Origin of the sequence: Achromobacter sp. NPDC058515 (assembly GCF_042721735.1) — a bacterium.
In the GTDB taxonomy this organism is placed as follows: Bacteria; Pseudomonadota; Gammaproteobacteria; order Burkholderiales; family Burkholderiaceae_B; genus Achromobacter.
On the sequence record NZ_JBHXNI010000002.1, the window covers coordinates 200,229 to 221,702 of the forward strand.

Genomic DNA, 21,474 nt, shown 5'->3' on the forward strand with positions numbered 1-21,474 from the left:
GGAAAGGCCCGCCGGCCGGCCCTCGGGGCCGGCCGCGGCGCTTATTTGCTGCTCAGGTTGATGTCCTTGAGCACCGCGCTCCATTGCAGGGTGTCGGCGGCGATCTTGCGGTCCAGCGCGTCGGCGGGCCCCGGCATCAATTCCACCTGCATGGCTTTCAGGCGCGACACCGTGTCCGGGTCCTTCAGGAATTCCTCGGTCACCGCGTGCAGGCGCGTGACGACATCGGGCGGCGTCCCGCTGCGCACGGCCAGGCCCAGCCAGCCCACGCCGCCAAAGCCCGTGAGCCCCCTGTCGGCCGCAGACGGCACGTCGGGCAGCTCGGCATAGCGGTTGTCGCCCAGCACCAGCAGCGGCACGACCTTGCCGGCAAGCGCGGCGGGCACGCCCGTGCTCAGGACCGGCGCCATGACCTGCACCTGGCCGCCCAGCAAGGCCGTCAGCCCGGCGGCTTCGCCGCCGAAGGGCACGTTGGTCATTTCGATGCCCAGTTGCTGCTGCAGCATTTCCACCACCACATGGGTCGAATTGCCCAGGCCCGCCGTGGCGAAGTTGAGCGCGCGGGGATCCGCCTTCGCCAGGCGGATCAGGTCGTCCAGGTTCCGGATGCCCGATTCCTTGCTGGCCACCAGCAGGAACGGATTGGTCGTCAGCAGCCCCACGCCCTTGAGGTCCTTGTCAGGATCGTAGGCCAGCGGCTTGTAGGTGAATTTGTTCAGCACCATCTGCGAAATGCCGGCCGACAGCACCGTGTAGCCGTCGGCCGGCTGGCGCAGGGCGTACTGCACGGCGATGATGCCGCCCGCGCCGGGCCGGTTCTCCACCACCACCGGCTGGCCCAGCTTCTTGGCGGCGTACTGCGCCCACAAGCGCGAAATGGCGTCGGTGCTGCCGCCGGCCGCCTGCGGCACCACCAGCGACAGGCCCCGGGCCGGGTACGTGTCCGCCCAGGCGGGCGCATGAGCCGCCGCGGCCAGGCAGGCGCCGGCCAGCAAACGCGCCGCCAGCGTAGAAATTCCCTTTGTCTTCATCATTGTTCTCGGTACGTCCAGGTAAGCAGGAATGCGTGCGCAACCAGCGCGGATCGCCGCATTGCCGGCAAATTTTGCCGATCAGACACATGAATTGCTAATGAATAATCCAGAACATTCCATTAGCATTCGCTCATGAACTGGAAGATCGACGACATCCCGTGGGCGCGCAAGCTCAAGTACCGGCACCTGGAGGTGTTCCTGACCATCGCCGAGGCGCGCGGCATCACGGCGGCGGCGGACGCGCTGCACATGACGCAGTCGGCGGTGTCGCACTGGCTGGCCGACATCGAAGCGCTATTGGGCCTGCCGCTGTGCGAACGCGGGCGCGCGCACTTCTCGCTGACGCCGGCGGGCGAGCTGCTGGCCGCGCACGCGCGGCGCATGGTCGGCGAAATCCGCCGCACCCACCAGGACCTCGACACGCTGAAGACCGGCCTGTCGGGCCGGATCCATATCGGCTCCATCCTGTCCGCCGCGCCCGCGCTGCTGCCCAAGACGATCGCGCGCTTCCAGGCGCGGCACCCGGACGTGTTCCTGCACGTGCTCGAAGCCACGCTGGAAGTGCTGCTGGAAAAGCTGGAGCTGCGCGAGCTGGACCTGATCATCGGTCCGCTGGATATCCGCGTCCACAAGCTGGGGCTGGCCTCGTCGCTGTTGATCGACGACGCGCTGCGCGTGGTGGCGCGCAAGGGCCATCCGCTGGCCCAGTCGCCCGCGCCGGGATGGCCGGACGTGGCCCGCTATGGCTGGATCATGCCGCCGCAGGGCACGCTGATGCGGCGCTGCCTGGAGCAGGCCTTCATGGACCAGGGCATGCCCGTGCCCTCGCCCCGCGTCGAGACCGCGTCCATCATCACGGTGCAAACGCTGCTGCGCGAAACCGACTACCTGACCGTGCTGTCCCGCTCGGTGGCCGAGCACTATCAGGAGGTTGGCTTCCTGGACGCCGTCGCGCTGGCTCCCGAGATCGCCTTCGCCAAGCTGGGCGCCGTCTGGACCCGCGACAACGACACGGCGCTGCTGCGCCGCTTCCGCGACGACCTGCACGCGGAGGCCGAGCGCCTGGTGGCGGACTAGGGCCTGTTCACACCCGGGGCTTGCTCAGGCCGCCTGGGCCTGCGCGTCGCGCACCGGCGTGAGCACCGGCCGGCCGGCGAAATGCGCCGTCGCGTTGTCCAGGAACAGCGCCACCGTGGCCGCCACGGCTTCGGGCGAACGGCCCGCGCTGTGCGGCGTCAGCACCACATTGTCCAACTGCTTGAGCGCGTCGGGGATGCGCGGTTCGCCATCCACCACGTCCAGGCCCGCGCCGGCGATGCGGCGCTGCGCCAGCGCGTCGATCAAGGCTTGCGTGTCCACCACGCTGCCGCGCGCGATGTTCACCAGATAGCCGTCCGGACCCAGGGCCTCAAGCACGCCGGCGTCCACCAGGTGGCGCGTGCCGGCGCCGCCGGGTGTGGCCACGACCAGGAAATCCGATGCGGCGGCCAGCGCCCTGGGGGAATCGAAATAGGTATAGCCGGATTCGGGACGGGCGCGCCGGCTGTAATAGCCGACGCTCATGTCAAAGCCGTTCGCGCCGCGCCTGGCGATCTCCAGGCCTATGGTGCCCAGGCCCAGGATGCCCAGGCGCTTGCCGGTGATCTGCGGCCCCATGAAGCCGCTCCAATGCCCCTGGCGCACCCACGCGTCGGCCTGGGGCAGATGGCGCGCCGCGCCCAGCAGCAATGCCATGGCATGGTCCGCGACCGAGACGGCGTTGGCGCCCGGCCCGTTGGTCACCGCGATGCCGCGCGCGGCGGCAGCGGCCAGGTCGATGTTCTCATGTCCCACGCCCAGCGAGCAGACCAGCTCCAGCTTGGGCAGCGCGGCCATTTCGTCGGCGCGAAACCCGGTGGCGCCGCGCGTGAGCACGACGCGGATCTCGCTGGCATGGTCTCGGATGGCTTGGGCCCGCGCTTCGGCGGTGGGGGCAAAGATGGCGCGGAAGCCGCGTTCTTCAATGGAGGGCAGATAGTCCTGAACGCTGTCGATCAGAATCAGTAAGGGAATGCTCATGGCGGGGCTGCGGGGTAGGAAAAAACCCGCAGATCTTACGCCTGGCCGGCCGTGCACACCACCGCGCAGGCCATGGGCCGGCCATTCCGGGAACAGCGGGCGCCTGGAGCCCGCGCCAAGCGCGCGCGGCTTCCAGGCGCCCGTCGGGCCGCTATATGCGTCCCATCAGCAACAGCACGATCAGAACGATCACGACGATGCCCAGCAGGCCGCTGGGGTAATAGCCCCAGCCTTTGCTGTGCGGCCACGCCGGCACGGCGCCGATAAGCAGCAGGATGAGAATGATCAGCAGGATGGTCGACATGATGATTCCTCGTCTTTATTGGTTCGAGTTATTCGGCGGCAACGAGCATCAGGGTTGGGGCGGCGTGATTTCCTTCACCGGCGGCGACAGCGGCGGCAGGTCCACGTCCGGTTCGTCCGTGTCCGGATCCACCGGCAGGTCTCCGGGCGGCGACCCGGGCGGAATGGGATCCGGCTTGGGCGGCACGTGTAGTTGCAGGATGGTTTGCATTGCACTCTCCTCTGAAGATCCTCGCCGCGGCGGGAAATGCGCCCGGCCCTGATCGGTTCGACGACGTTATTGCTGGCTTCATGGTCAGCAAGCGGCGTGCCCGACCCGTGCGTCCGGCGGTTCGCGGCCGCTTCGGGCACGCCGCATGCTGCAAGCGCCGGCGCCGTCCGCGCAGCCGGAGAGGGAATGGACGCCAGAACGCAACTAGAGCCGGCCCGGCCTCCCGCCGGGGACGCCGAGCTGGTCTACATGGACGACGCGCAGGCGGGATACACCCGCGTGCGCGTCAACGGCCATGCGTTTCATTACCTGGATGCGCAAGGCGAGCGCATCGCCGACGAAACGGAAATCCAGCGCATCAATGCGCTGGCGATTCCGCCCGCGTATGAAAGCGTGTGGATCTGCCCTTCCCCGCATGGGCACCTGCAGGCCACCGGCCGCGACGCGCGCGGCCGCAAGCAGTACCGCTACCATGCCGCGTGGACGGCGGTGCGAGACGCCGACAAGTACCAGAACCTGCTGTCCTTCGGCCTGGCGCTGCCCCGCATCCGGCGCCAGGTCGCGCGCCACATGGGAACGGCCGGCCTCACGCAGGACAAGGTGATCGCCGTACTGGTGCGCCTGCTTGAGATCACGCTGATCCGCATCGGCGCGCGCGAATACGCCCGCGCCAACAATTCCTACGGCCTGACCACCCTCAAGCGCCGCCACACCACGGTGGCGGGCAGCCGTTTCCGTTTCCGCTTCCAGGGCAAGAGCGGCGTGCCCCACGACGTGACCGTGACGGACCGGCGCGTGGCGCGCGTGATCCGCCGGTGCCTGGACATTCCAGGCCAGCAGCTGTTCCAGTACCTGGATGAGGACGGCGCACGGCGTCCGGTGGATTCGGGCGCCGTGAACGCCTACCTGCGCGACGCGGGCGGCGGGGATTTCACCGCCAAGCACTACCGGACCTGGGCCGGCTCGGTGATGGCTTACGCCGCGCTGCAATCGCGTCCCACCGCGGACGAGCGCCAGGCCAGGCAGGAAGCGGTGGACGTGATCAGGCAGGTGGCCAGGCGATTGGCGAACACGCCCGCCGTTTGCCGGGCCTGCTATGTGCATCCCGCCATTCTCGGCGCCTACCTGGCGGGCAAGCTGCCGCCGCGCTCGGCCGCGCCCGCCGGGCCCCGGGGCCTGAATGCGGACGAACGGCGGCTGCTGGCCTTCCTGCGCAGCCAGGCCGCGCCGGCGGTGAAATCAAAGAATGGATGAGCGCGCGTTCTTGGCCCGGGGCTGCGGCGCGCCGCCATCCGCCCAGTTCGATTCGGTCTTGTTGTCGACCACCGCGCGCTTGTCGCGGGCCGCGACATCGGGCGTGCCGGCATCGGGTTTATCCGGTTGCCTGGGCACGTCGACGGGGCCGCGCGGCGGCAGTATCTTAGCGTTGTCCTGCGATTTGTCGGCGGCGCGCGCGGCGGTCGCGGGCTTGGGTGCAATTTGCAAGCGGATGTGCCCGCGCGCGCCGGGCGCGCCAGTTGCTGAGCGGCATGGCTACAAGGAGATGCAATGCGAGACCCAAACTTCGAGCAATGTGTGCAAGCCTGCTACGAATGCGCTGTCGCATGCGACCAGTGCGCCGCCCAATGCCTGGAGGAGAACGCCTCCGGCATGACGCGCTGCATCAGCCTGTGCACCGACTGCGCGGCCGTCTGCCGCCTGTGCGCCGCCATGCTGGCGCGCAACGGCGAGTTTTCTACCGCCTTATGTACTTTGTGCGCTCTGGTATGCGACGCATGCGCGCGCCAATGCGCATCGCACGAATCCGAACATTGCCAGATCTGCGCGGGCGCTTGCCTGGGCTGCACGCTGGCATGCCGGGACATGGTCGAGGCCTGACGCCCCGGCCCGCCTCGCGGCCGACCGGGCCGGTCCGCGCTGGCGCATTTTCCGCCCGACCGTCAGGAGCTTTCGATGGCCACTACGAACACCCCCCTGCCTTCCGACTTCCCCGAGAACGGCCCGGACAATCGCGGCGCGCGCAGGCGCTCGCGGCATCCGGAAAGCTGGATCGACGAACTGGAAGCCACGCTGAGCGACACCGCGGCAACCGATCTGGACGACTTGAAGGCGCGCCTGTCGGACCAGCTCCACGCCACGCGGCGGAGCCTGCGCGACGCATCCGACAATGCCGGCGATCTGATGCGCGAAACGATCGACTGCACCGAGGAGTACATCCACGCCCGGCCTTGGCAGGCGATCGGCCTGGTCGCGGGCGCGGCCTTTCTGTTCGGCGTCATCGTGGGACGCCAGTAGCCGCGCCGCGCCAGGGAGCGCCGGGCATCAGCCCGGCTTTTTCGCCTTTTCCTTGGCGTCGCCGTAAGCCGCCTGGGTCTTGCCGGCCACCTTTTGCGCAGTCCCCTTCATTTCGGTGGAAGCGCTGCCGGTCGCCTTGCCGGCCACTTCCTTCACTTTGCCGGCAGCTTCATTGACCTTGCCCTTCACTTGGTCCTTGTTCATGGCTTTCTCTCTTCGCTTGCGTTGATGGATCGCGCGCGCCCCAACGGCGTCGGCCTGATATACGGAGCAAGCAGCGTGCCTGCCTTGCGCCGGGAACGCCATTTGCTTGATCCAGGCATGAGGCGCGCCCCGCGCCCTTCCACAAGGAGAGTCGCATGAGCCAACCCAAGAGCGCCGGAACCGGCGCCCGTCCGCACCCCACGCCGCCCATGCCTGGGCAGCATCTGGACAAGCCGGGCAACGAAGCCGACATGGTGCTCAAACCCCAGTACCAGGCCCCCGGATACCAGGGCAGCGGCAAGCTGCGGGACATGGTCGCCATCGTCACGGGCGGAGATTCCGGCATCGGCCGGGCAGTCAGCGTGCTATTCGCCCGCGAAGGCGCCGACGTGGCCGTCGTCTATCTCGACGAGCATGAAGACGCCAAGGAGACCAGCCGGGCTGTTCAGGCCGAAGGCCGCCAGTGCCTGCTGATCCCGGGCGACGTGCAGGACGCGGCGTTCTGCAAGGAAGCCGTGGCGCAGTCCGTCAAGCACTTCGGCAGGCTGGACATCCTGGTCAACAACGCCGCCTACCAGCAGCACACCGATACGCTGGCCGAGATCAGCGACGACAAATGGGACAAGACCCTGCGCACCAACATCACGGCCTACTTCTACATGGCGCGGGCGGCCCTGGCGCACCTGAAGGCCGGCGCCTCCATCATCAACACCGGCTCGGTGACGGGACTGCGCGGCAGCGCCAGGCTGCTGGACTATTCCTCCACCAAGGGCGCGATCCATGCGTTCACGCGTTCGCTGGCGGCGAACCTGGCGGACAAAGGCATCCGGGTGAACGCGGTTGCGCCCGGCCCGGTCTGGACGCCGCTGAATCCGGCGGACCAGAGCCCCGAAGCCATCAAGGCCTTCGGCAAGCACACCGACCTGGGCAGGCCCGCGCAGCCCGAGGAAATTTCGCCCGCCTACGTGTTCCTGGCCTCGCCGGCCTGCGCCAGCTACATCACCGGCATCGTGCTGCCCATCACCGGCAGCGCGGGCGACTGAGCGCCCGGCCCGCCCTACTTGGGCGGCACGACCAGGGCCGGGGCCTCGCGCGACGCGGGCGACACGGCTGGCGCCTCGCCCTTGACGGCGGGCAGTATTTTCTCCGCCTTGGAGGGCGGCTCGCTCTTCAGGGAGCGGCTCATCGAAACGTGATCGGCCAGCATCGGCAGGGTCCGCGCCGCGAAATCGCGGATCTGCGGGTCCTCCGACTCCTTGGCGGCGGTCTCGAACAAGCGGTTGGCCATCGCATGCGCATCGACCGCCGCCTTGTCGACGTACAGCCGGTCGAACGCCGCGCCCGTCTTGCCCTGCAACTGCTCCAGCGTGCTGCGGTCGGGCTCGTCCGGCCGTGCAGGCAGCGTCACCTTCTTGCTTGCCGCCAGCGTCTTTAGCTCCGCATTCACCGCGCGGTGCTGCTCCAGCATCTTCGCGGCAAACGCCTTGACCTCGGCCCGCTCGGCGCGCTTCTGGGCGAGCTCCGCGGCCTCCACCTCGAACATGCCCGCTCCTGCCGCGGCTTGCAGGAAGCGGACGTCCGACTCGGCCAGGTCCGCGGCGCGCGCCATGGCCACGCCGCCCAGCATCGCCAGCGCGGCGCATGCCGCCAGCGCATTTCTCCACGTCTTGTTCATTGTTGTCTCCTTGCGCGGCCCGCCCGCAGGCCTTAGTTGGTCGTCGTGGGCGCCTCGACGTGCCTGGGCGGGGTCAGCGGATCGAAATCCTCCCACTTTCCGTCCAGCCAGCGTCCATGCGCGCGTTCGATGTCATGGCCGCCGGCGTCGCGCAACACCTGCCGCGCCGTCGCCTCGCGCTGTGGCGGCACGTGCAGCGCCAGCATGACGCCGGCCTGGCGCACGGTCGGGTGCGTTTGCGGGGCGCTGGGCGCGGCCTGCGCCCGGCGCTTGCCCCGCCCGATCACCCACAGCGCGCCGGCCAGCGCGCCCAGGTAGGCGCCGACGCCCGCCGCGGCGATGACGATGAAAACGGACGCGCCCAGGCGCGCCGCGATCAGACCGCCCAGGCAGGCAAACAGCAGGCCCAGCAAGGACGCGCCCACCACCGCGCCCACGTGCCCGCCCTTGGCGTCCGGGTCCGCCAGCCGGTCTCCGCCCAAGGGATAGCGGCCGTGCTCGCCCGCCGTATTGATGTAGAACGTATGGATGTCGTCTTCGGTAAAGCCCTCGGCAAACAGCTTCTGCGCCGCCAAAGTGGCTTCGTCGAACGTCTGGAACCGTGCAGCGACAATCAAGGACATGGCAGTCTCCCGGTCGTGAATGGCCGTAGCGGCAGCAACTCCCATACCCGGCCATCTCCGGCACGGCGCTTGCTGCGAAGACGGCGTCTGGCCCGTTCCTTGCGCCCGAGCGTCCCTTTCCCGGAGACCGTCATGACCCGCATTCCCAACCCCGATTTCCCCGATATCGACGAAAGCGGGCGGCCCGACCTGGGTCCGAGCGATTCGTCGGATTCGGCCAGCGACCTGCCTCCCGGCATGGCGCACACCGACAGCGATTCCCAGGCGACCGGCGAGCGCGAGAGCGTGGACCCGGCGCAACGCGACGACGATGGCGCCGACATCGCGCCCGACCGCGTCACGGATGCGGAAGAAGCCGGCGTTTCCCGCGACGCGCCCAACCCGGTGCGCAATGGCGGCTGAGCCGGGCAACCGCCCATCCCGCTTCTGCGGGTCCGCCCCAAGAGCTGCGCGCGAGGAATGAACCATGGAAATTTCCGGCAATGACGAAGACCTGTCCGAGCCCGAAGCAGCGCCAACCGCGGCCGCGGATTTGCGCCGGCGCGGCCTTTCCGTGCTGGACTGGACCGCGCTGATCGGCGTCGTGGCGGGCGGATTGAACTACGGCCTGATCGCCGCCGTGAACCTTGACGTGTTCGCAAGAATCCTGCCCTACGCGGCAGCGACCCGGATCGTCCATGGCCTGGTCGGGCTCGCCGCGCTGTACTGCGTGGTGCTGCTCTTTCGCTTGGGGCAAGAGCAGGACTGACGCGCCGCCTTCCTATTTCCCGCCGGGCCGCTTGCCCGGATACTGGCCGCCCTCCTCGTACTCCGGCCCCTTCTCGTTGGGCTTCTTGTCGGACTCGCGCTTGGGCGCCGGCGGCTTCTTGCCAAAACCCGGCTTGTCCGCGCCGAACTGCCCGCTCTCATGGGCGGCTTCCGTCTCGTCGTGGGGGGTATTGGCCTTGGGCTTGGCCGGATCCTGCGGGGTTTGCGTGCTCATGCTGTTCTCCTTGTCGCTCGTCCTGCCCGGCCTGCGCTCAGCCCGGCTCCCAGATCCTGCGCAAGCGCTGTTCCCGCGCGCGCCGGGAACGCCGCTTGCTTCAGATCGCCCAGGTCCGTCACAGATCGGATCACTACCCAAAGGAGTCAGTCATGAAACTGTCCAGAACCGTTTGCCCCGCTGTTGCCCTGTGCCTGTCGGCCCTGGCCTTCCAGGTTTCAGCCCAAAGCGGCGCCTCCGCCGTGCGCAGCGAAGAACAGATCGACAATCAATACAAGATGGACAAGAAGCAGTGCGACGGCATGAAGGGCAATGCCAAGGATGTTTGCCAGCAGCAGGCCGAAGCCAACCGCGACAAGGCAAAGGCGGACGCCAAGGCCGGGAAGGAAAAGGCGGAAAGCACGCATGACGCCGCCAAGGCGCGCAATGAGGCCGACTACAAGGTCGGCAAGGAAAAATGCGACGCCCTATCCGGCAACGCCAAGGACGCTTGCATGGCGGACCTGAAGACGCGCCACGGGAAGTAAGGCCCCGGGGGGCTCGACAGCCCCCTGTTCCTAGGCGGACCCGCGCGAGGAGTCTGCGCCCTGCGGGTCCTCCCCGGGCAGCACATAGCCCGCCGCGGCGTATTCCTCAAGCCGGTTGTAGAGCGTCTTGGGGCTGATGCCCAGCATCGCCGCCGTCTGCTTCTTCACGCCGTTGCAGCGCTCCAGCGTGGCGAGGATCAGCCGGCGGTCCGCTTCGGCCAGCGTCTCGCCGACCGGCACGCTGACCTGCCCGGTTCCCGGCTCGCCGCCGGGCGTGACGTGCGGCGCCAGCATGTCCACGTCCAGCACATCGCCGTCGGCCATGATGAAGGCGCGGCGCACGAAATTCTTGAGCTCGCGGACATTGCCCGGCCATTCGTACTGCTTGAGGGCCGTGGCCGCATGCGGCGAAAAGTCCTTGTTCCTGCCCGACTCCTGGTTCAACGCCTGCAGGAAGCGCTGCGCGAGGAACAGAATGTCGTCGCCCCGCTCGCGCAGCGGCGGCAGCTCCACGGGAAAAACGCTCAGGCGGTAATACAGGTCTTCCCGCAGCTTGCCTTCCTGCACCGCCTGTTCGGGGTTGCGGTTGGTCGCCCCGATGATGCGGATGTCGCAGGCGATTTCGCGGTTGGTGCCGACGCGCATGAATTGCCCGGTCTCCAGCACCCTCAGCAGCTTGACTTGCAGGTCCAGCGGCATCTCCGTCACTTCGTCCAGGAACAGCGTGCCGCCGTCCGCGCGTTCGAAGTAGCCCTTGTGCTGGCGGTCGGCGCCGGTGAAGCTGCCGCGTTCGTGGCCGAACATCTCGCTTTCGATAAGATTGGGCGAAATCGCGCCGCAATTGACGGCGATGAACGGACGCTGGCGGCGCGAGCTGAGTTCATGGATCGCGTGCGCGGCCAGTTCCTTGCCGGTGCCGCTCTCGCCGATCAGCAGCGTCGTGACATTGGTGGGCGCCACGCGCCCGATCTGGCGATACAGCTCAAGCATGCGCTCGGATTTTCCATACAGCTTGCCGAAGCGCCCGGGCTCTTCAAACGGGGTGCCGGGGATGTCGCCGCCCGCGTTCGTGATGATGCGGGTGAGGATCTCGTTCAGGCGCTCCATGCAGATGGGCTTGACCAGGTAGTCGGTCGCGCCCAGCCGCAAGGCCTGGACCGCGTTGTCGACCGAGCCGTGGCCCGTCATCACGACGACCTCGGCGCTGCTCACCGCCACATTCTTGAAGATGTCCATGCCGCTGCCGCCCGGCAGGCGCACGTCCGTCAGCACCAGGTCCGGCGCCTGGCGTTCAAGCTGTATCAGCGCGTCCTTGACGCTTGCGGCCAGGGCCACCGAAAACCCGCTTTCCCGGCCGATTTCGGCCAGCGTTTCCCGTATCGCGTCGTCGTCGTCGACGATGAGCAGATGAGGCATGCTTGCTATCTCCGTGTCTCGTCTCTATGGTGAGAATAGTCACTCTGAAGGCGAGAGACGTAAATATTCGATACTTTCCACTAATGTTTTCGAATGCTTGCAACTGGTCGCAATACCGGCGCAGGCGGCCCTCTACGATGGAATGATCGTGCAGGCCCGCTCCCGGGCCAAGGAATCAGCATGGCAAATCGCAGCTCTCCCGTGCGCGAGGATGCGCTTGCGTCCTCCGCTTGTTCCATGGATGTGTCCGGCCTGTCCCCCGTCATGCAGAAGCTGGGCGCGCAACTGAATCTGGCGGCCGCCACCGACGCCAGCGTCTTCATCGTCGGAGAAAGCGGATCGGGCAAGGAAATCGTCGCCCGCGCCATCCACGATGCCAGCGACCGCAGGGCCCAGCCGTTCGTGGCGGTGAACTGCGGCGCCATCAGCGGCACGCTGGCGCACGCCGAACTCTTCGGCCACGAAAAAGGCAGCTTCACCGGCGCCGTATCGCAGAACGCGGGGTATTTCGAATACGCCAGCGGCGGCACGCTGTTCCTGGACGAAGTGACGGAGATGCCGCCCGACATGCAGGTGCACTTCCTGCGCGTGCTGGAAGCCGGCACCTACCAGCGCGTGGGCGGGTCGGACCTGCTGCGCGCCAATGTCCGCATCATATGCGCCAGCAACCGCGATCCGGCCGCCTCGGTCGCCGACGGACGCCTGCGGCAGGACTTCCTGCATCGCCTGCTGGTCATTCCCTTGCGTGTGCCGCCCTTGCGCGAACGCGGGGACGACGCCCTGGTGCTGGCGCACCGGTTCCTGGACGCCCTCAATGCGCAGCACGGCACGCAGAAAACCTTTTCGCGGCACATGCTGGAAGCAATGGCGCGGCATGAATGGCCCGGCAATGTGCGTGAATTGCGCAATGTGGTGCAGCGCGCGTTCATCCTGTCGGACGCCCAGCTTGACGCGGACCTGCTGGTGCGCGCGCGCAGCGCGCAACGGGCCGAGGTCCGCGACGGCGCGCTGAGGTTCCCGGTGGGCATGCCGCTGGGCCGCGCGCAACGCGAGTTCATCCTGGCCACCCTGGCGCATCACGCCGGGGACAAGCGCCTGGCCGCCGACACGCTCGGGGTCAGCCTCAAGACGCTATACAACCGCCTGGACGTCTACGAAAAGGACGAGCCGGGCCCGGCCGCGGCCTGAGCAATTCTTACCGTCGCCTTGTAATACCGAGTCAGCACGCCGCGTGCCCAGGCCCGCGTCCCGCCAGCAATCGGACCTGGCACGATCCTTGCATCAATCCTAATAGAATGCGTCGCCCTCCGGCGGCCGCCCGTCAGGAGATTCCCTTGGGCCATCCGATGCAAGAACTACGCCTGCGCCAGCAAATGACGCTGGCGCCCCGCCTGCAGCAGTCGGTCAAGCTGCTGCAAATGTCGGCGCTGGAATTCACGACGGCGGTGGAGCATGCGCTTGCCACCAATCCGTTCCTGGAAGACGCCGACGAACAGGAATCGGACGCAGCCGCCGCCGCGCTTGGCGCGGGCGGAGAGGTTCACGCGGCCGAAAGCGACGCCGCGCCCGAACCGCAGCAGCCCGTCCCCGCCGCGTCCGAAGCGGAAGACGCCCCGCCGGACGCTCCGGCCTATTCGGGCGACTACCCCACCCATTCGTCCACGGGCGGCGACAGCGATCTGGGCCAATGGGCCTGCGCCTCCTTGTCGATGCGCGAACGCCTGTCGCAAGACCTGGGCAACTATCATCTGGAGCCGCGCGACCGGCTGCTGGCCGAATTCATCATCGATGCGCTCGACGACGACGGCTATCTGCGCACACCGCTCTCCAGCCTGTGCAGCGTCGTCCAGGCCGACTTCACCCCGGTCCCGGACGAAGGCGAATGGATGGCCGCGCTGCGCCTGGTGCAGCAGCTGGACGCCCCGGGCCTGGCGGCCCGCGACCTGGCGGAATGCCTGACCCTGCAGCTTGCCGCCGCCCGCGACGTGGACGAGGACATCCGCACGCTGGCCCTGCACATCGTGCAGGAGCACATCGACCGCCTGGCCAAGAACGACTGCGCGGGCTTGCGCCGGCTGCTGAATTGTTCGGACGAGGCGCTGCGCGAAGCCTGCGCGCTGATCCGCAGCCTGGACCCCAAGCCCGGCAGCCGCTACAGCGGCGAAGCGCCGGTCTATGTCGTGCCCGACGTGTTCGTCGACAAGTGGCATGGCCGCTGGCGCGTGCTGCCCAACCGCAATGCCATGCCCCGGGCCCGCCTGCACAGCACCTACGCGGACCTGTTCCGCCGCGCCCGCCTGGACGACCGCAGCCCCATGGCCCAGGAACTGCAGGAAGCGCGATGGCTGGTGCGCAATGTGGAGCAGCGCTACACGACCATCCAGCGCGTTGCCGAGGCCATCGTCAAGCGCCAGCAGACTTTCTTCGAGTACGGCGAAGTGGCTTTGCGTCCGCTGATGCTGCGCGAGGTGGCCGACGACCTGAACATGCATGAGTCCACCGTGTCGCGCGCAACCGTCAGCAAATACATGGTCACGCCTCGCGGCGTGTTCGAGTTTCGCCACTTCTTTTCGCGCGAACTCGCCACCGAATCCGGCGGTTCCTGCTCGGCCGCCGCGGTGCGCGCCCTGATCAAGGAAATGGTCGAGGCCGAAGACCCGGCCATGCCCCTGTCGGACGTGGCGCTGACGCAGCAACTCGCCTCCAGCGGCATTCTGCTGGCCCGGCGCACCGTGTCGAAGTACCGCGGACAATTACGGGTCCCGCCCGCGGAATTGCGCCGGCAGCACTAGCACTGGCGCCCATAAAAAAGGCTTCCCGCAGGAAGCCTTTTTCACTTACTTCGAACCGCCGGTGTTGGGATACCCCGGAGGCGGCGCGGCGCCGCCGGCCGGCGTGCGCGGCACATTGTCATTGGCCTCGCGCGGACGGTTGGGCATCTCCGACGGATGCTTGCCCGACTTCATATGGCCGGTGTTGTCGACATTAGGCGGGGTGGTAGGCGTGTTCGGCGCGGCGTTGGGCGCGGGCGCCATCTGTCCCGGCGGCACGGGCCGGTTCGGTTGCACCGCCGTTCCGTCGTTCGGCGTAGTGGACGGCGCGGTTGGGGCGGCCGATTGGGCCATTGCCGCGCCAGCCGAAGTGAGTCCGGCCAGCAATACAAACGCACAAGTCAGGGCACGGTTTTTCATAGCAAACCTCCTAGGTTGGAATGCTCCAATCCCGTCGCAAGCCCCGTGCCCGCCGCCACCCGCCCGCGCCCTGCGCGCCGGCGCGGCGGGCGGGGTATTTTTTACCTGCCTTTGCAACACTTGGCCCTGGCCCGCGCATGGGCCGTTCGGAACTGGACTGGCCCTAGCCGGGGCGTTGCGGCCCCGCGGCCTCTCTCGCGGCCGCCTCCAGCATGCGCTTGACGCGCTCGCCCAGCGCATCGAGCGAAAATGGCTTCACAATCAGCTCAATGCCGTGCTCCAGGAATCCCCGATCGCTTGCCGCGCTTTCCGCATAGCCCGTCATCAGCAGCACACGCAATCCGGGATGCGCCGAGCGCGCGGCATCCGCCAGCTGGCGTCCGTTCAAGCCCGGCAGGCCCACGTCCGTCACCAGCAGGCTGATGCTCCGCGTGGACCGGACCAGTTCCAGCCCCGCTTCGCCGTCGGCCGCGGTCAGGACCTGCAAGCCCAGTTCCATCAGGCATTCGCGCACCATTTCGCGCACGTTGGCGTCGTCCTCCACCACCACCACAACCGCCTGGCCCTCCACGCCCGCCTGCGACCGGGCGGCAGGCGCAAGCGCCTGCGCCGCGTCGGGCGCGCCCTCGTAGCGGGGCAGGTACAGCCTGACCGACGTTCCAACCCCGACCGTGCTCTCCAAGGCCGCCACGCCGCCGGCCTGCTTGGCAAAGCCGTAGATCATCGACAGGCCCAGCCCCGTCCCTTCGCCCAGCGGCTTGGTCGTGAAGAACGGGTCGAAGGCATGCGCCAGCACGTCGGGCGTCATGCCGCAGCCCACATCCGATACCGACACTTCGACGAATTCCCCGGCGCGCACGCCCGGATTCTGGCGCAGCAGGGAGTCATCCGGCTGCGCATTCACGGCGGCCACGGTCAGCACGCCGCCGTTGGGCATCGCGTCGCAGGCGTTGATCACCAGATTGAGCATGGCGTTCTCAAACTGGTTCCTGTCGCACCGTACTGTCCAGAGCTCCGGTTCCAGGTCGAACACCAGGTTCACGCGCTCGCCCGTGTAGCGACGAAACAGGTCGGCCATGGATTGCAGCGCGCCTTGGACGCTGAACGGCTTCGGATCGATGGGCTGGCGCCGGGAAAAAGTCAGCAGGCGCTGCGTCAGGTGCGCCGCCCGGTTCGCGGAATCCATGGCCACGTTGATGAAGCGCTGCGCCTGCTCAGGGTTGCCCGCCGCGAGCTTGCGCTGGATCAGGTAGAGCGCGCCCGTGATGCCCTGGAGCATGTTGTTGAAGTCGTGCGCGATGCCGCCGGTCAGCCGCCCCACCGCCTCCATCTTCTGCGATTGCCGCAAGGCGTTCTCGGCCTCGCGCAGCATCTCGGCTTGCGCCTTCAGGTCCGTGTCGTCGCGCCCGGTCATGTACAGGTTGTCCTGCGCCCAGGACATGCTCCACGTGATCCAGCTATAGCCGCCATCGCGCCTGAGCACCCGGTTCTCCAGATGCCGCACCGCCTGCGCTGCCCCTGCCTGCGATCCCTGCGTCCAGGCCGCGCGGGTTTCCTCCTGGTCGTCCGGATGGATCAGCTCCGTCAGTCCCATCGACAGGAACTGGTCCTGGCTCCAGCCCAGGATGGGCCGCACGGCGGGATTGACGCTGGCAAAACGCCCCTGCGCGCCGATCACCGCCAGCAGTTCGGGCGACAGGCGCCAGATGCGGTCCCGTTCGGCGATCGCGTGCTCGACGCGATGCTCAAGCATCCGCGAGTACTGCGAACGCTCGACGGCGTCGCACATTCGCTCCGCGACCTCTTCGATGAAGGCCAGGTCGCCGGCCTTGAGCCGGCTGCACGACAAAGGCCGCACGATCAGCGCGCCGCCCTGACGGGCCCACCGGCGCATCGGCACCACGATGGCCGACGGGCGGATCTCGCCGCCCGCCTCCGCCACCAAGGGTTGCAGGTATGCGGTGCGGCCTTTGCGCAGCGCGGAGTAGAACTCTTCGCCGAACTGGTCCAGGGCCAGGGCCTCCTGGCCCGCGCGGTCCGCCTCGGATCTCCAGCAACTGGACAGCGCGGGCGCCGCGCCTTCGCCCGGCCAATCCAGCACCGCCACGAGCCCCAGCGCCAGATGCTGGCCCAGCCCTTCGCAGGCGGTCTGCTCGATGGCCGACTGATGATGCAGCTCGCGCATCCGGTCGCCCAGCGCCAACAGAAAGTTCTTGCGGTGCTGGCCTTCCCACAGCTCGGTCTCGGCCGCCTTGCGCGCCGTGACGTCAAGAAACAGCGCCATGATCCGCTCGGCGCCGTCCTTGCGCGCGCGCGCTTCGAACCAGGCGTTCTTGGGCGCGGGCACGGCGAACTCGAACTGCGTCGGCTCGCCGGTTTCCACGACTTGGGAAAACGCATCCATGATCTGGCCCGGAACGCCCGGAATCATTTCGCGCAGCGTGTGGCCCAGCGTGTCGCCTTCCTTCATGCCGCTTTGCCGTTCGAAGGCCGGATTGACCTCCACAAAGCGGAAGTCCACGATCCGTCCGTCATCATCGCGCAGCGCTTCGGCAAGAAAGAAGGCTTCCTGCATGCCATCGAACATCGCGCGCCACCGTTCGCCGCTGTGCCGCAGCGCGACGTCGGTCAGATGCCGTTCGATGGCCAGCGCGGCGCTGCGCGTCACCAGCGCGATGGCATCGATGTCATGCGCGGAAGGCAGGCGGCTCTTGCCGTAATAGTTGGAGAAAACGCCCAGCAGCCGGCCATCCGGCGCCTTGATCGGCGTGGACCAGCAGGCGCGCAATCCATGCGCCAGCGCCAGGTCGCGCCAGGGCGTCCACGCGGGATGCACGGCGATATCCTCCACGTAGACCGGATTGCCCGTGTACGCGGCCGCCCCCCACGACGCCGCGAGCGGGCCGATGGGCGCGCGGTCCACCGCGGCGTTGAAGCTGTCCGGCAGGCTGGGCGCGGCGCCGTGCAGCAGGCACACGCCCGCTTCGTCCACCAGCGCGATGGCCGTGCGCAGCTCCACGCTGGACTGCGCCTCGATGGCGTGCAGCACATGTTCCAGCACCTGCGGCAGCGGCATGCCGGCGGCGATCCGCTGCAGCATGATGCGCTCGTCTTCCAGACGGGCAAGCGTATCCGTCCAAGGCAGGGACACGCGGTCTTGCTTGGTGAGCATGGTTTCCCCTTATGCAATACAGACTGTATTGCGGGCGGCCGCCGCCAACCGAAACCCTCGGTAACGCGACGCTACACCTCACCCTGGGCACGCTTGCGCGGGTGGAGTCAGCCGGCGTTGTCCTCGGTTTCGCGCGCCAGCCGCAGCGCCGTCAATGCCTCGGGCTTGTCGACCAGCACGCACTGCTTGCCCGTGCGCGTGCAGTGGTCCTTGACGCGCCAATAGGCGCCGTGGCTCACGCACCCCGTCTGGCAGATCACCAGGTCCGCGGCCACCAGGCTGGCCTCCAGCGTGTCGCCGTCGACGTCGTCCCCGCCGCTATGGCCCAGGTATCGCCCGCCCGCCATCTCCACCACCTTGCGCGTCAGCATCAGCGCCATGGCGTCCTCGCCCACGCAAAGCACCGACTTTTCGCGCAGCGCGATCGCCGCCGCCGCCGGCCGCGCGGCGGGCGGCTCGGCCAGGGGTTCGACCGGGCGCTGCCGCGCCTGGCCCGCGCGGTCCTGCCAGGCCAGGCGCTCGCGCATCAGCGCCTGCACGCGCTCCATCAATTGCGCCACGCGGCGCGCCAGCGCCACCCGCCGCGGCAGCCCGGGAATCGCCCCTTCAAGGGCGCTGCGGTCTTCGCGCGCCCAGGCCAGCGCCGTATCCCGCTGGATCACCGCGGCGCGCAGCCGCATGGCCTCGCCTTCCAGGTGCAGGATGCGCGCCGCCTGCGCGCTGAGCAGCCGGCTGCAATGCGCCTGGGCCTGCCCATAGGCGGCCAGCAGCGCCGCATGCTCGCGCTGCAGGGTCTGGCGATCGGGAGACGGAGGATTCATCGCGGGCCTCGGAATGGAAGAAGAAACAGCGCGGCGGACACCGGCGCCGCATCGGATTCCACCGAGTATAAATGAGAATAGTTTTCTTTTAGAGCATGACCTTATGCCCATCGCGAGCACAGGGAAATCCATTACTGGCGCCGGGCGGCCCGCTTAAATATGATCGACAATCCACACCGGCACGCCAGCTCCTTCCCGGGAACCCGACGTACCCGCGAGGACGCCGCGCGACCGCCCGCCCCGGGCACGGCCTGCGACAGTCCTAGGAAGTCAGGATGCCCCATGCCGAAATCCCCCGAACTGCTGCGTGATATCCACGAAACCAACCTGATGTATCTGCTGCTGCTGCAGCGGCTGGCGCGCGCGGGCGACACCTCCGCCCTGGCCGGCCGGCAGCTCTCGCCGCAGGCGGGCGAATGGCTCGCCGCCCTGCCGGCCGCGGATCTCGTCAAGCTGGCGCGATGCAGCGTACTGCTCGCGCAGTTGAGCCTGCCTCCCGATCTGCTGCTGTCCGCACTGAGCCAGGGCATGGACGCCACGCTGGCCGCGCAGGCGCGCAGCCCGGCGCCGACGCCGCCCTAGGGCCGCGCAGCCTGGCCGCCGCGCACCGCGGTGTCGCCTTGCGGGCGGCCTGCCGCCGGGTCGGCGCGTTGCGCCCGCCCGGTGCGCCAGGCCAGGCCGCCGCTGATCGCCAGCGCCAACGCCAGCAATCCGCCCGCCATCGCGGCCACGCCCTGCCACTGGCCCACCGTCCAGAAGTGGCCGCCCAGGGAACCCAGCACGCTGGACCCCACGTAGTACACCAGCAGGTAAAGCGAAGCGGCCAGCGCCTTGTAGCCGCGCGCCATTTGTCCGACCCAGCCGCTGGCCACGGCGTGCGCGGCAAAGAACCCGAACGTGAACACGACGATGCCCGCGATCAGGATGGGCAGGGAATCCGACAGGGTCAGCAGCAGGCCCGCCAGCGCCAGGCCGGTAGCGGCCGACAGCATCGCGCCGCGCCCGTGGCGGTCGGCCAGGCGGCCGAAGTACGTGGAAGCGAAGATTCCAACCAGGTAGACGACGAAGATGAAGCCGATGAAGGTCTGGCTCAGCGAGAACGGCGGCAGCAGCAGGCGGAAGCCCACGTAGTTGTAGACCGTGACGAAAGCGCCCATGAGCAGGCCGCCCATCGCGAACAGGCCGCACAGCGGGCCGTTCTTCAGGTGCGCGCCCGCGCCGGCGCGGACGTCGCCCCACACGCCCGCCCAGCCCCGGCCGCGCTGCGCCGCAAAGCGGCGCGAGGGCGGCAGCAGCCAGACGAACAGCACGGCGGCCGCGATACCCATCAGGCCGACGGCGCCCAGGGCCGCGCGCCAGCCGAAATGGTCGGACACCAGGCCGGTGATGACGCGGCCCGACAGTCCGCCGAAGGCGCTGCCGCCGATGTACAGGCCCATCGCGAAACCCAGCGTGCCCGGCTCGACCTCTTCGGCCAGGTAAGCCATGGCGACGGCGGGCACGCCGCCCATCGCCACGCCCTGCAGCGCGCGCAGCGCCAGCAGGCTGTGCCAGTCCGGCGCCACGGCGGCGATCGTGCCCAGCACCGCGGAGGCGAACAGCGACAGGGCCATGATGCGCTTGCGCGGCAGGGCCTGCGAAAACAGTCCCACGAAGAAGATGGCGATGGCCAGAAGGCCCGTGCACAGCGACAGGACCAGGCTGCTTTGCGCCGGAGACACATTGAACGCGCGCGTGAACAGCGGCATTAGCGGCTGCACGCAATACAGCAGGGAAAAGGTGGAAAAGCCGGCGGCGAACAAGGCCCATTGCGCGCGGCGCAGCGCGGGCGTCCCGCGCGCCAGGTAGCCGGACGGCGTCGCAGCGGCGGCGTCGCGTTCAGGGGCGGGACTTGCAGAGGGGGTAGACATCAGGATTCTCGAATGACAACGGGCCGCGAGCCCGTGCAGACAAGGTAGACTTTTCCCCTTCATATGTCCAATATATGAAACCATCATCACTCATATCTAGTAAAGATGGAACTGCGACACCTGCGCTATTTCACCGCCGTCGCCGAAGAGCTGCACTTCACGCGGGCGGCGGCCCGCCTGGGCATCGGCCAGCCCCCCTTGAGCCAGCAGATCCAGCAGCTTGAGCGCGAGATCGGCACGCCGCTCTTTCTGCGCCTGCCGCGGGGCGTCGCGCTGACCGAGGCCGGCGCCCAGTTCCTGGAGGACGCGCGCGCCATCCTGGCCAGCGCCGAACGCGCCGTCGACCTGGCCCGGCGCCTGGGACGCGGCGAGCGCGGCGCGGTCAGCGTGGGCTTCACGGCGTCCGCCGTGTTCCACCCCTACCTGCCGCGCGCCATCCGCGCCTACCGCGACCAGTATCCGGGCGTGCGCGTCACGCTGACCGAGAGCAACACCATCTCGCTGCTGCGCGGGCTGCGGGCGGGCGACGTGGACGTGGCCTTCGTGCGCCCGCCGTATGTGCTGGATCCGGAGCACGAATCCGAACGCGTGCTGGACGAGCCCATGCTGGTCGCCCTGCCCCCCGACCATCCGCTCAGCCGCAAGCGCAGCATTCCCATCGCCGCGCTGGCCGACGAGGACTTCGTGCTGTATCCCCGCCCCATCGGCGCCGGCCTCTACGACGCCATCCAGTCCGCCTGCCAGCGCGCCGGCTTTGCGCCGCGCGTCATCCAGGAAGCGCCGCAGATGGCCTCCATCGTGAGCCTGGTGGCGGCGGGCGTCGGCATCTCCGTCGTACCCGCCGCCATGCGGCACATGGGCGCGGAGGGCATCGAGTACCGGCCCATCAAAGGCGACGCGCCGCACGCCCTGCTGGACATGGCCTACCGGCGGCACGACCGCTCGATCGCGGCGGAAAACGCCGTCGACATGCTGCGCCGGCTGGCGCACCCCGAGCGCGCATAGGCGGCGAAAAACACGGCGCGGTATTGCCCTGTCGCTTTTGTCACCTT

At 68.4% G+C, this 21,474-nt stretch carries 26 protein-coding genes; 12 read left to right on the plus strand and 14 right to left on the minus strand.

The window, feature by feature from the left end; translation table 11 throughout:
• Positions 1-41: 41 nt before the first annotated feature.
• Positions 42-1,034 carry a Bug family tripartite tricarboxylate transporter substrate binding protein gene (locus tag ACFWP0_RS04160; RefSeq protein WP_377839893.1) on the minus strand — a complete coding sequence of 331 codons (993 nt, stop codon included), beginning with the start codon at positions 1,032-1,034 and terminating at the stop codon, positions 42-44.
• Between the two features lie 132 nt (positions 1,035-1,166).
• Between ACFWP0_RS04160 and ACFWP0_RS04165 the strand changes: the two genes are divergently transcribed.
• Positions 1,167-2,111 (plus strand): LysR family transcriptional regulator, encoded by a 945-nt coding sequence (locus ACFWP0_RS04165; protein WP_377839894.1) that lies wholly within the window; start codon positions 1,167-1,169, stop codon positions 2,109-2,111.
• Positions 2,112-2,135: 24 nt separating this feature from the next.
• On the opposite strand, the gene ACFWP0_RS04170 is transcribed toward ACFWP0_RS04165, so the two are convergent.
• The 3 genes from ACFWP0_RS04170 to ACFWP0_RS04180 all read right to left on the minus strand — a co-directional run bounded on the left by ACFWP0_RS04170 (position 2,136) and on the right by ACFWP0_RS04180 (position 3,606).
• Positions 2,136-3,092 (minus strand): 2-hydroxyacid dehydrogenase, encoded by a 957-nt coding sequence (locus ACFWP0_RS04170; RefSeq protein ID WP_377839895.1) that lies wholly within the window; start codon positions 3,090-3,092, stop codon positions 2,136-2,138.
• Between the two features lie 151 nt (positions 3,093-3,243).
• Entirely contained in the window at positions 3,244-3,396 is a 153-nt protein-coding gene (locus ACFWP0_RS04175) for a DUF3309 family protein (protein WP_377839896.1), read from the minus strand.
• A 48-nt stretch (positions 3,397-3,444) separates the two neighbouring features.
• The gene (locus ACFWP0_RS04180) at positions 3,445-3,606 is read right to left on the minus strand and encodes a hypothetical protein (RefSeq protein ID WP_377839898.1); all 162 of its coding nucleotides are present in this window, start codon (positions 3,604-3,606) and stop codon (positions 3,445-3,447) included.
• Between the two features lie 186 nt (positions 3,607-3,792).
• On the opposite strand from ACFWP0_RS04180, the gene ACFWP0_RS04185 reads away from it, so the two are divergent.
• Positions 3,793-4,860 carry a DNA topoisomerase IB gene (locus ACFWP0_RS04185; protein ID WP_377839899.1) on the plus strand — a complete coding sequence of 356 codons (1,068 nt, stop codon included), beginning with the start codon at positions 3,793-3,795 and terminating at the stop codon, positions 4,858-4,860.
• Here ACFWP0_RS04185 and ACFWP0_RS04190 read toward each other — a convergent pair.
• Positions 4,846-5,091: a hypothetical protein gene (locus ACFWP0_RS04190; RefSeq protein ID WP_377839901.1), complete on the minus strand. Its 246-nt coding sequence runs from the start codon at positions 5,089-5,091 to the stop codon at positions 4,846-4,848. The genes ACFWP0_RS04185 and ACFWP0_RS04190 overlap by 15 nt on opposite strands.
• 63 nt (positions 5,092-5,154) lie before the next feature.
• Between ACFWP0_RS04190 and ACFWP0_RS04195 the strand changes: the two genes are divergently transcribed.
• The gene (locus tag ACFWP0_RS04195; protein WP_377839902.1) at positions 5,155-5,484 is read left to right on the plus strand and encodes a four-helix bundle copper-binding protein; all 330 of its coding nucleotides are present in this window, start codon (positions 5,155-5,157) and stop codon (positions 5,482-5,484) included.
• 75 nt (positions 5,485-5,559) lie between these two features.
• The gene (locus ACFWP0_RS04200) at positions 5,560-5,901 is read left to right on the plus strand and encodes a YqjD family protein (protein ID WP_377839903.1); all 342 of its coding nucleotides are present in this window, start codon (positions 5,560-5,562) and stop codon (positions 5,899-5,901) included.
• A 27-nt stretch (positions 5,902-5,928) separates the two neighbouring features.
• Here ACFWP0_RS04200 and ACFWP0_RS04205 read toward each other — a convergent pair whose 3' ends face one another.
• A complete protein-coding gene (locus ACFWP0_RS04205) occupies positions 5,929-6,105 on the minus strand; it encodes a CsbD family protein (RefSeq protein ID WP_377840465.1) in 177 nt (58 codons plus the stop codon).
• A gap of 155 nt (positions 6,106-6,260) precedes the next feature.
• Between ACFWP0_RS04205 and ACFWP0_RS04210 the strand changes: the two genes are divergently transcribed.
• Complete coding sequence (locus ACFWP0_RS04210; RefSeq protein ID WP_377839905.1) at positions 6,261-7,148, plus strand: SDR family oxidoreductase; 888 nt, start codon at positions 6,261-6,263, stop codon at positions 7,146-7,148.
• Between the two features lie 14 nt (positions 7,149-7,162).
• Here ACFWP0_RS04210 and ACFWP0_RS04215 read toward each other — a convergent pair whose 3' ends face one another.
• Positions 7,163-7,780 (minus strand): DUF4142 domain-containing protein, encoded by a 618-nt coding sequence (locus tag ACFWP0_RS04215; RefSeq protein WP_377839906.1) that lies wholly within the window; start codon positions 7,778-7,780, stop codon positions 7,163-7,165.
• Positions 7,781-7,812: 32 nt separating this feature from the next.
• Positions 7,813-8,403 carry a hypothetical protein gene (locus tag ACFWP0_RS04220; protein ID WP_377839907.1) on the minus strand — a complete coding sequence of 197 codons (591 nt, stop codon included), beginning with the start codon at positions 8,401-8,403 and terminating at the stop codon, positions 7,813-7,815.
• Between the two features lie 132 nt (positions 8,404-8,535).
• Here ACFWP0_RS04220 and ACFWP0_RS04225 point away from each other — a divergent pair, with 132 nt between their 5' ends.
• A complete protein-coding gene (locus ACFWP0_RS04225; RefSeq protein WP_377839909.1) occupies positions 8,536-8,805 on the plus strand; it encodes a hypothetical protein in 270 nt (89 codons plus the stop codon).
• 64 nt (positions 8,806-8,869) lie between these two features.
• A complete protein-coding gene (locus ACFWP0_RS04230; RefSeq protein WP_377839910.1) occupies positions 8,870-9,151 on the plus strand; it encodes a DUF378 domain-containing protein in 282 nt (93 codons plus the stop codon).
• A 12-nt stretch (positions 9,152-9,163) separates the two neighbouring features.
• On the opposite strand, the gene ACFWP0_RS04235 is transcribed toward ACFWP0_RS04230, so the two are convergent.
• Positions 9,164-9,385, minus strand: a complete 222-nt coding sequence (locus ACFWP0_RS04235) for a hypothetical protein (protein ID WP_377839912.1) — start codon at positions 9,383-9,385, stop codon at positions 9,164-9,166.
• Between the two features lie 152 nt (positions 9,386-9,537).
• Here ACFWP0_RS04235 and ACFWP0_RS04240 point away from each other — a divergent pair, with 152 nt between their 5' ends.
• On the plus strand, positions 9,538-9,912 hold the full coding sequence (locus tag ACFWP0_RS04240; RefSeq protein ID WP_377839913.1) for a hypothetical protein: 375 nt from the start codon (positions 9,538-9,540) through the stop codon (positions 9,910-9,912).
• A 30-nt stretch (positions 9,913-9,942) separates the two neighbouring features.
• On the opposite strand, the gene ACFWP0_RS04245 is transcribed toward ACFWP0_RS04240, so the two are convergent.
• Positions 9,943-11,328, minus strand: coding sequence for a sigma-54-dependent transcriptional regulator (locus ACFWP0_RS04245; protein WP_377839914.1), 1,386 nt, complete (start codon positions 11,326-11,328; stop codon positions 9,943-9,945).
• A gap of 237 nt (positions 11,329-11,565) precedes the next feature.
• On the opposite strand from ACFWP0_RS04245, the gene ACFWP0_RS04250 reads away from it, so the two are divergent.
• Positions 11,566-12,516 (plus strand): sigma-54 interaction domain-containing protein, encoded by a 951-nt coding sequence (locus ACFWP0_RS04250; RefSeq protein WP_377840467.1) that lies wholly within the window; start codon positions 11,566-11,568, stop codon positions 12,514-12,516.
• A gap of 158 nt (positions 12,517-12,674) precedes the next feature.
• Entirely contained in the window at positions 12,675-14,120 is a 1,446-nt protein-coding gene (locus ACFWP0_RS04255; RefSeq protein ID WP_377839916.1) for an RNA polymerase factor sigma-54, read from the plus strand.
• Positions 14,121-14,165: 45 nt separating this feature from the next.
• Here ACFWP0_RS04255 and ACFWP0_RS04260 read toward each other — a convergent pair whose 3' ends face one another.
• The 3 genes from ACFWP0_RS04260 to ACFWP0_RS04270 all read right to left on the minus strand — a co-directional run bounded on the left by ACFWP0_RS04260 (position 14,166) and on the right by ACFWP0_RS04270 (position 18,512).
• Positions 14,166-14,519 carry a hypothetical protein gene (locus ACFWP0_RS04260; protein ID WP_377839917.1) on the minus strand — a complete coding sequence of 118 codons (354 nt, stop codon included), beginning with the start codon at positions 14,517-14,519 and terminating at the stop codon, positions 14,166-14,168.
• A 163-nt stretch (positions 14,520-14,682) separates the two neighbouring features.
• Positions 14,683-17,691 carry a PAS domain S-box protein gene (locus tag ACFWP0_RS04265; protein WP_377839919.1) on the minus strand — a complete coding sequence of 1,003 codons (3,009 nt, stop codon included), beginning with the start codon at positions 17,689-17,691 and terminating at the stop codon, positions 14,683-14,685.
• Positions 17,692-17,798: 107 nt separating this feature from the next.
• Positions 17,799-18,512: a DUF2325 domain-containing protein gene (locus ACFWP0_RS04270; protein ID WP_377839920.1), complete on the minus strand. Its 714-nt coding sequence runs from the start codon at positions 18,510-18,512 to the stop codon at positions 17,799-17,801.
• A gap of 282 nt (positions 18,513-18,794) precedes the next feature.
• Between ACFWP0_RS04270 and ACFWP0_RS04275 the strand changes: the two genes are divergently transcribed.
• Positions 18,795-19,094 (plus strand): flagellar transcriptional regulator FlhD, encoded by a 300-nt coding sequence (locus ACFWP0_RS04275; RefSeq protein WP_377839921.1) that lies wholly within the window; start codon positions 18,795-18,797, stop codon positions 19,092-19,094.
• Here ACFWP0_RS04275 and ACFWP0_RS04280 read toward each other — a convergent pair.
• Positions 19,091-20,422 (minus strand): MFS transporter, encoded by a 1,332-nt coding sequence (locus ACFWP0_RS04280; RefSeq protein ID WP_377839922.1) that lies wholly within the window; start codon positions 20,420-20,422, stop codon positions 19,091-19,093. The genes ACFWP0_RS04275 and ACFWP0_RS04280 overlap by 4 nt on opposite strands.
• Before the next feature lie 105 nt (positions 20,423-20,527).
• Here ACFWP0_RS04280 and ACFWP0_RS04285 point away from each other — a divergent pair, with 105 nt between their 5' ends.
• Complete coding sequence (locus ACFWP0_RS04285) at positions 20,528-21,427, plus strand: LysR substrate-binding domain-containing protein (protein ID WP_377839923.1); 900 nt, start codon at positions 20,528-20,530, stop codon at positions 21,425-21,427.
• The last annotated feature ends 47 nt before the right edge of the window (positions 21,428-21,474 follow it).

Excerpts from the sequence above, each read along its gene's own strand:
- ACFWP0_RS04160 (WP_377839893.1), bottom strand. The coding sequence starts at position 1,034 with ATGATGAAGACAAAGGGAATTTCTACGCTGGCGGCGCGTTTGCTGGCC.
- ACFWP0_RS04165 (WP_377839894.1), top strand. The coding sequence starts at position 1,167 with ATGAACTGGAAGATCGACGACATCCCGTGGGCGCGCAAGCTCAAGTAC.
- ACFWP0_RS04170 (WP_377839895.1), bottom strand. The coding sequence starts at position 3,092 with ATGAGCATTCCCTTACTGATTCTGATCGACAGCGTTCAGGACTATCTG.
- ACFWP0_RS04175 (WP_377839896.1), bottom strand. The coding sequence starts at position 3,396 with ATGTCGACCATCCTGCTGATCATTCTCATCCTGCTGCTTATCGGCGCC.
- ACFWP0_RS04180 (WP_377839898.1), bottom strand. The coding sequence starts at position 3,606 with ATGCAAACCATCCTGCAACTACACGTGCCGCCCAAGCCGGATCCCATT.
- ACFWP0_RS04185 (WP_377839899.1), top strand. The coding sequence starts at position 3,793 with ATGGACGCCAGAACGCAACTAGAGCCGGCCCGGCCTCCCGCCGGGGAC.
- ACFWP0_RS04195 (WP_377839902.1), top strand. The coding sequence starts at position 5,155 with ATGCGAGACCCAAACTTCGAGCAATGTGTGCAAGCCTGCTACGAATGC.
- ACFWP0_RS04200 (WP_377839903.1), top strand. The coding sequence starts at position 5,560 with ATGGCCACTACGAACACCCCCCTGCCTTCCGACTTCCCCGAGAACGGC.
- ACFWP0_RS04205 (WP_377840465.1), bottom strand. The coding sequence starts at position 6,105 with ATGAACAAGGACCAAGTGAAGGGCAAGGTCAATGAAGCTGCCGGCAAA.
- ACFWP0_RS04210 (WP_377839905.1), top strand. The coding sequence starts at position 6,261 with ATGAGCCAACCCAAGAGCGCCGGAACCGGCGCCCGTCCGCACCCCACG.
- ACFWP0_RS04215 (WP_377839906.1), bottom strand. The coding sequence starts at position 7,780 with ATGAACAAGACGTGGAGAAATGCGCTGGCGGCATGCGCCGCGCTGGCG.
- ACFWP0_RS04220 (WP_377839907.1), bottom strand. The coding sequence starts at position 8,403 with ATGTCCTTGATTGTCGCTGCACGGTTCCAGACGTTCGACGAAGCCACT.
- ACFWP0_RS04225 (WP_377839909.1), top strand. The coding sequence starts at position 8,536 with ATGACCCGCATTCCCAACCCCGATTTCCCCGATATCGACGAAAGCGGG.
- ACFWP0_RS04230 (WP_377839910.1), top strand. The coding sequence starts at position 8,870 with ATGGAAATTTCCGGCAATGACGAAGACCTGTCCGAGCCCGAAGCAGCG.
- ACFWP0_RS04235 (WP_377839912.1), bottom strand. The coding sequence starts at position 9,385 with ATGAGCACGCAAACCCCGCAGGATCCGGCCAAGCCCAAGGCCAATACC.
- ACFWP0_RS04240 (WP_377839913.1), top strand. The coding sequence starts at position 9,538 with ATGAAACTGTCCAGAACCGTTTGCCCCGCTGTTGCCCTGTGCCTGTCG.
- ACFWP0_RS04245 (WP_377839914.1), bottom strand. The coding sequence starts at position 11,328 with ATGCCTCATCTGCTCATCGTCGACGACGACGACGCGATACGGGAAACG.
- ACFWP0_RS04250 (WP_377840467.1), top strand. The coding sequence starts at position 11,566 with ATGGATGTGTCCGGCCTGTCCCCCGTCATGCAGAAGCTGGGCGCGCAA.
- ACFWP0_RS04255 (WP_377839916.1), top strand. The coding sequence starts at position 12,675 with ATGCAAGAACTACGCCTGCGCCAGCAAATGACGCTGGCGCCCCGCCTG.
- ACFWP0_RS04260 (WP_377839917.1), bottom strand. The coding sequence starts at position 14,519 with ATGAAAAACCGTGCCCTGACTTGTGCGTTTGTATTGCTGGCCGGACTC.
- ACFWP0_RS04265 (WP_377839919.1), bottom strand. The coding sequence starts at position 17,691 with ATGCTCACCAAGCAAGACCGCGTGTCCCTGCCTTGGACGGATACGCTT.
- ACFWP0_RS04270 (WP_377839920.1), bottom strand. The coding sequence starts at position 18,512 with ATGAATCCTCCGTCTCCCGATCGCCAGACCCTGCAGCGCGAGCATGCG.
- ACFWP0_RS04275 (WP_377839921.1), top strand. The coding sequence starts at position 18,795 with ATGCCGAAATCCCCCGAACTGCTGCGTGATATCCACGAAACCAACCTG.
- ACFWP0_RS04280 (WP_377839922.1), bottom strand. The coding sequence starts at position 20,422 with ATGTCTACCCCCTCTGCAAGTCCCGCCCCTGAACGCGACGCCGCCGCT.
- ACFWP0_RS04285 (WP_377839923.1), top strand. The coding sequence starts at position 20,528 with ATGGAACTGCGACACCTGCGCTATTTCACCGCCGTCGCCGAAGAGCTG.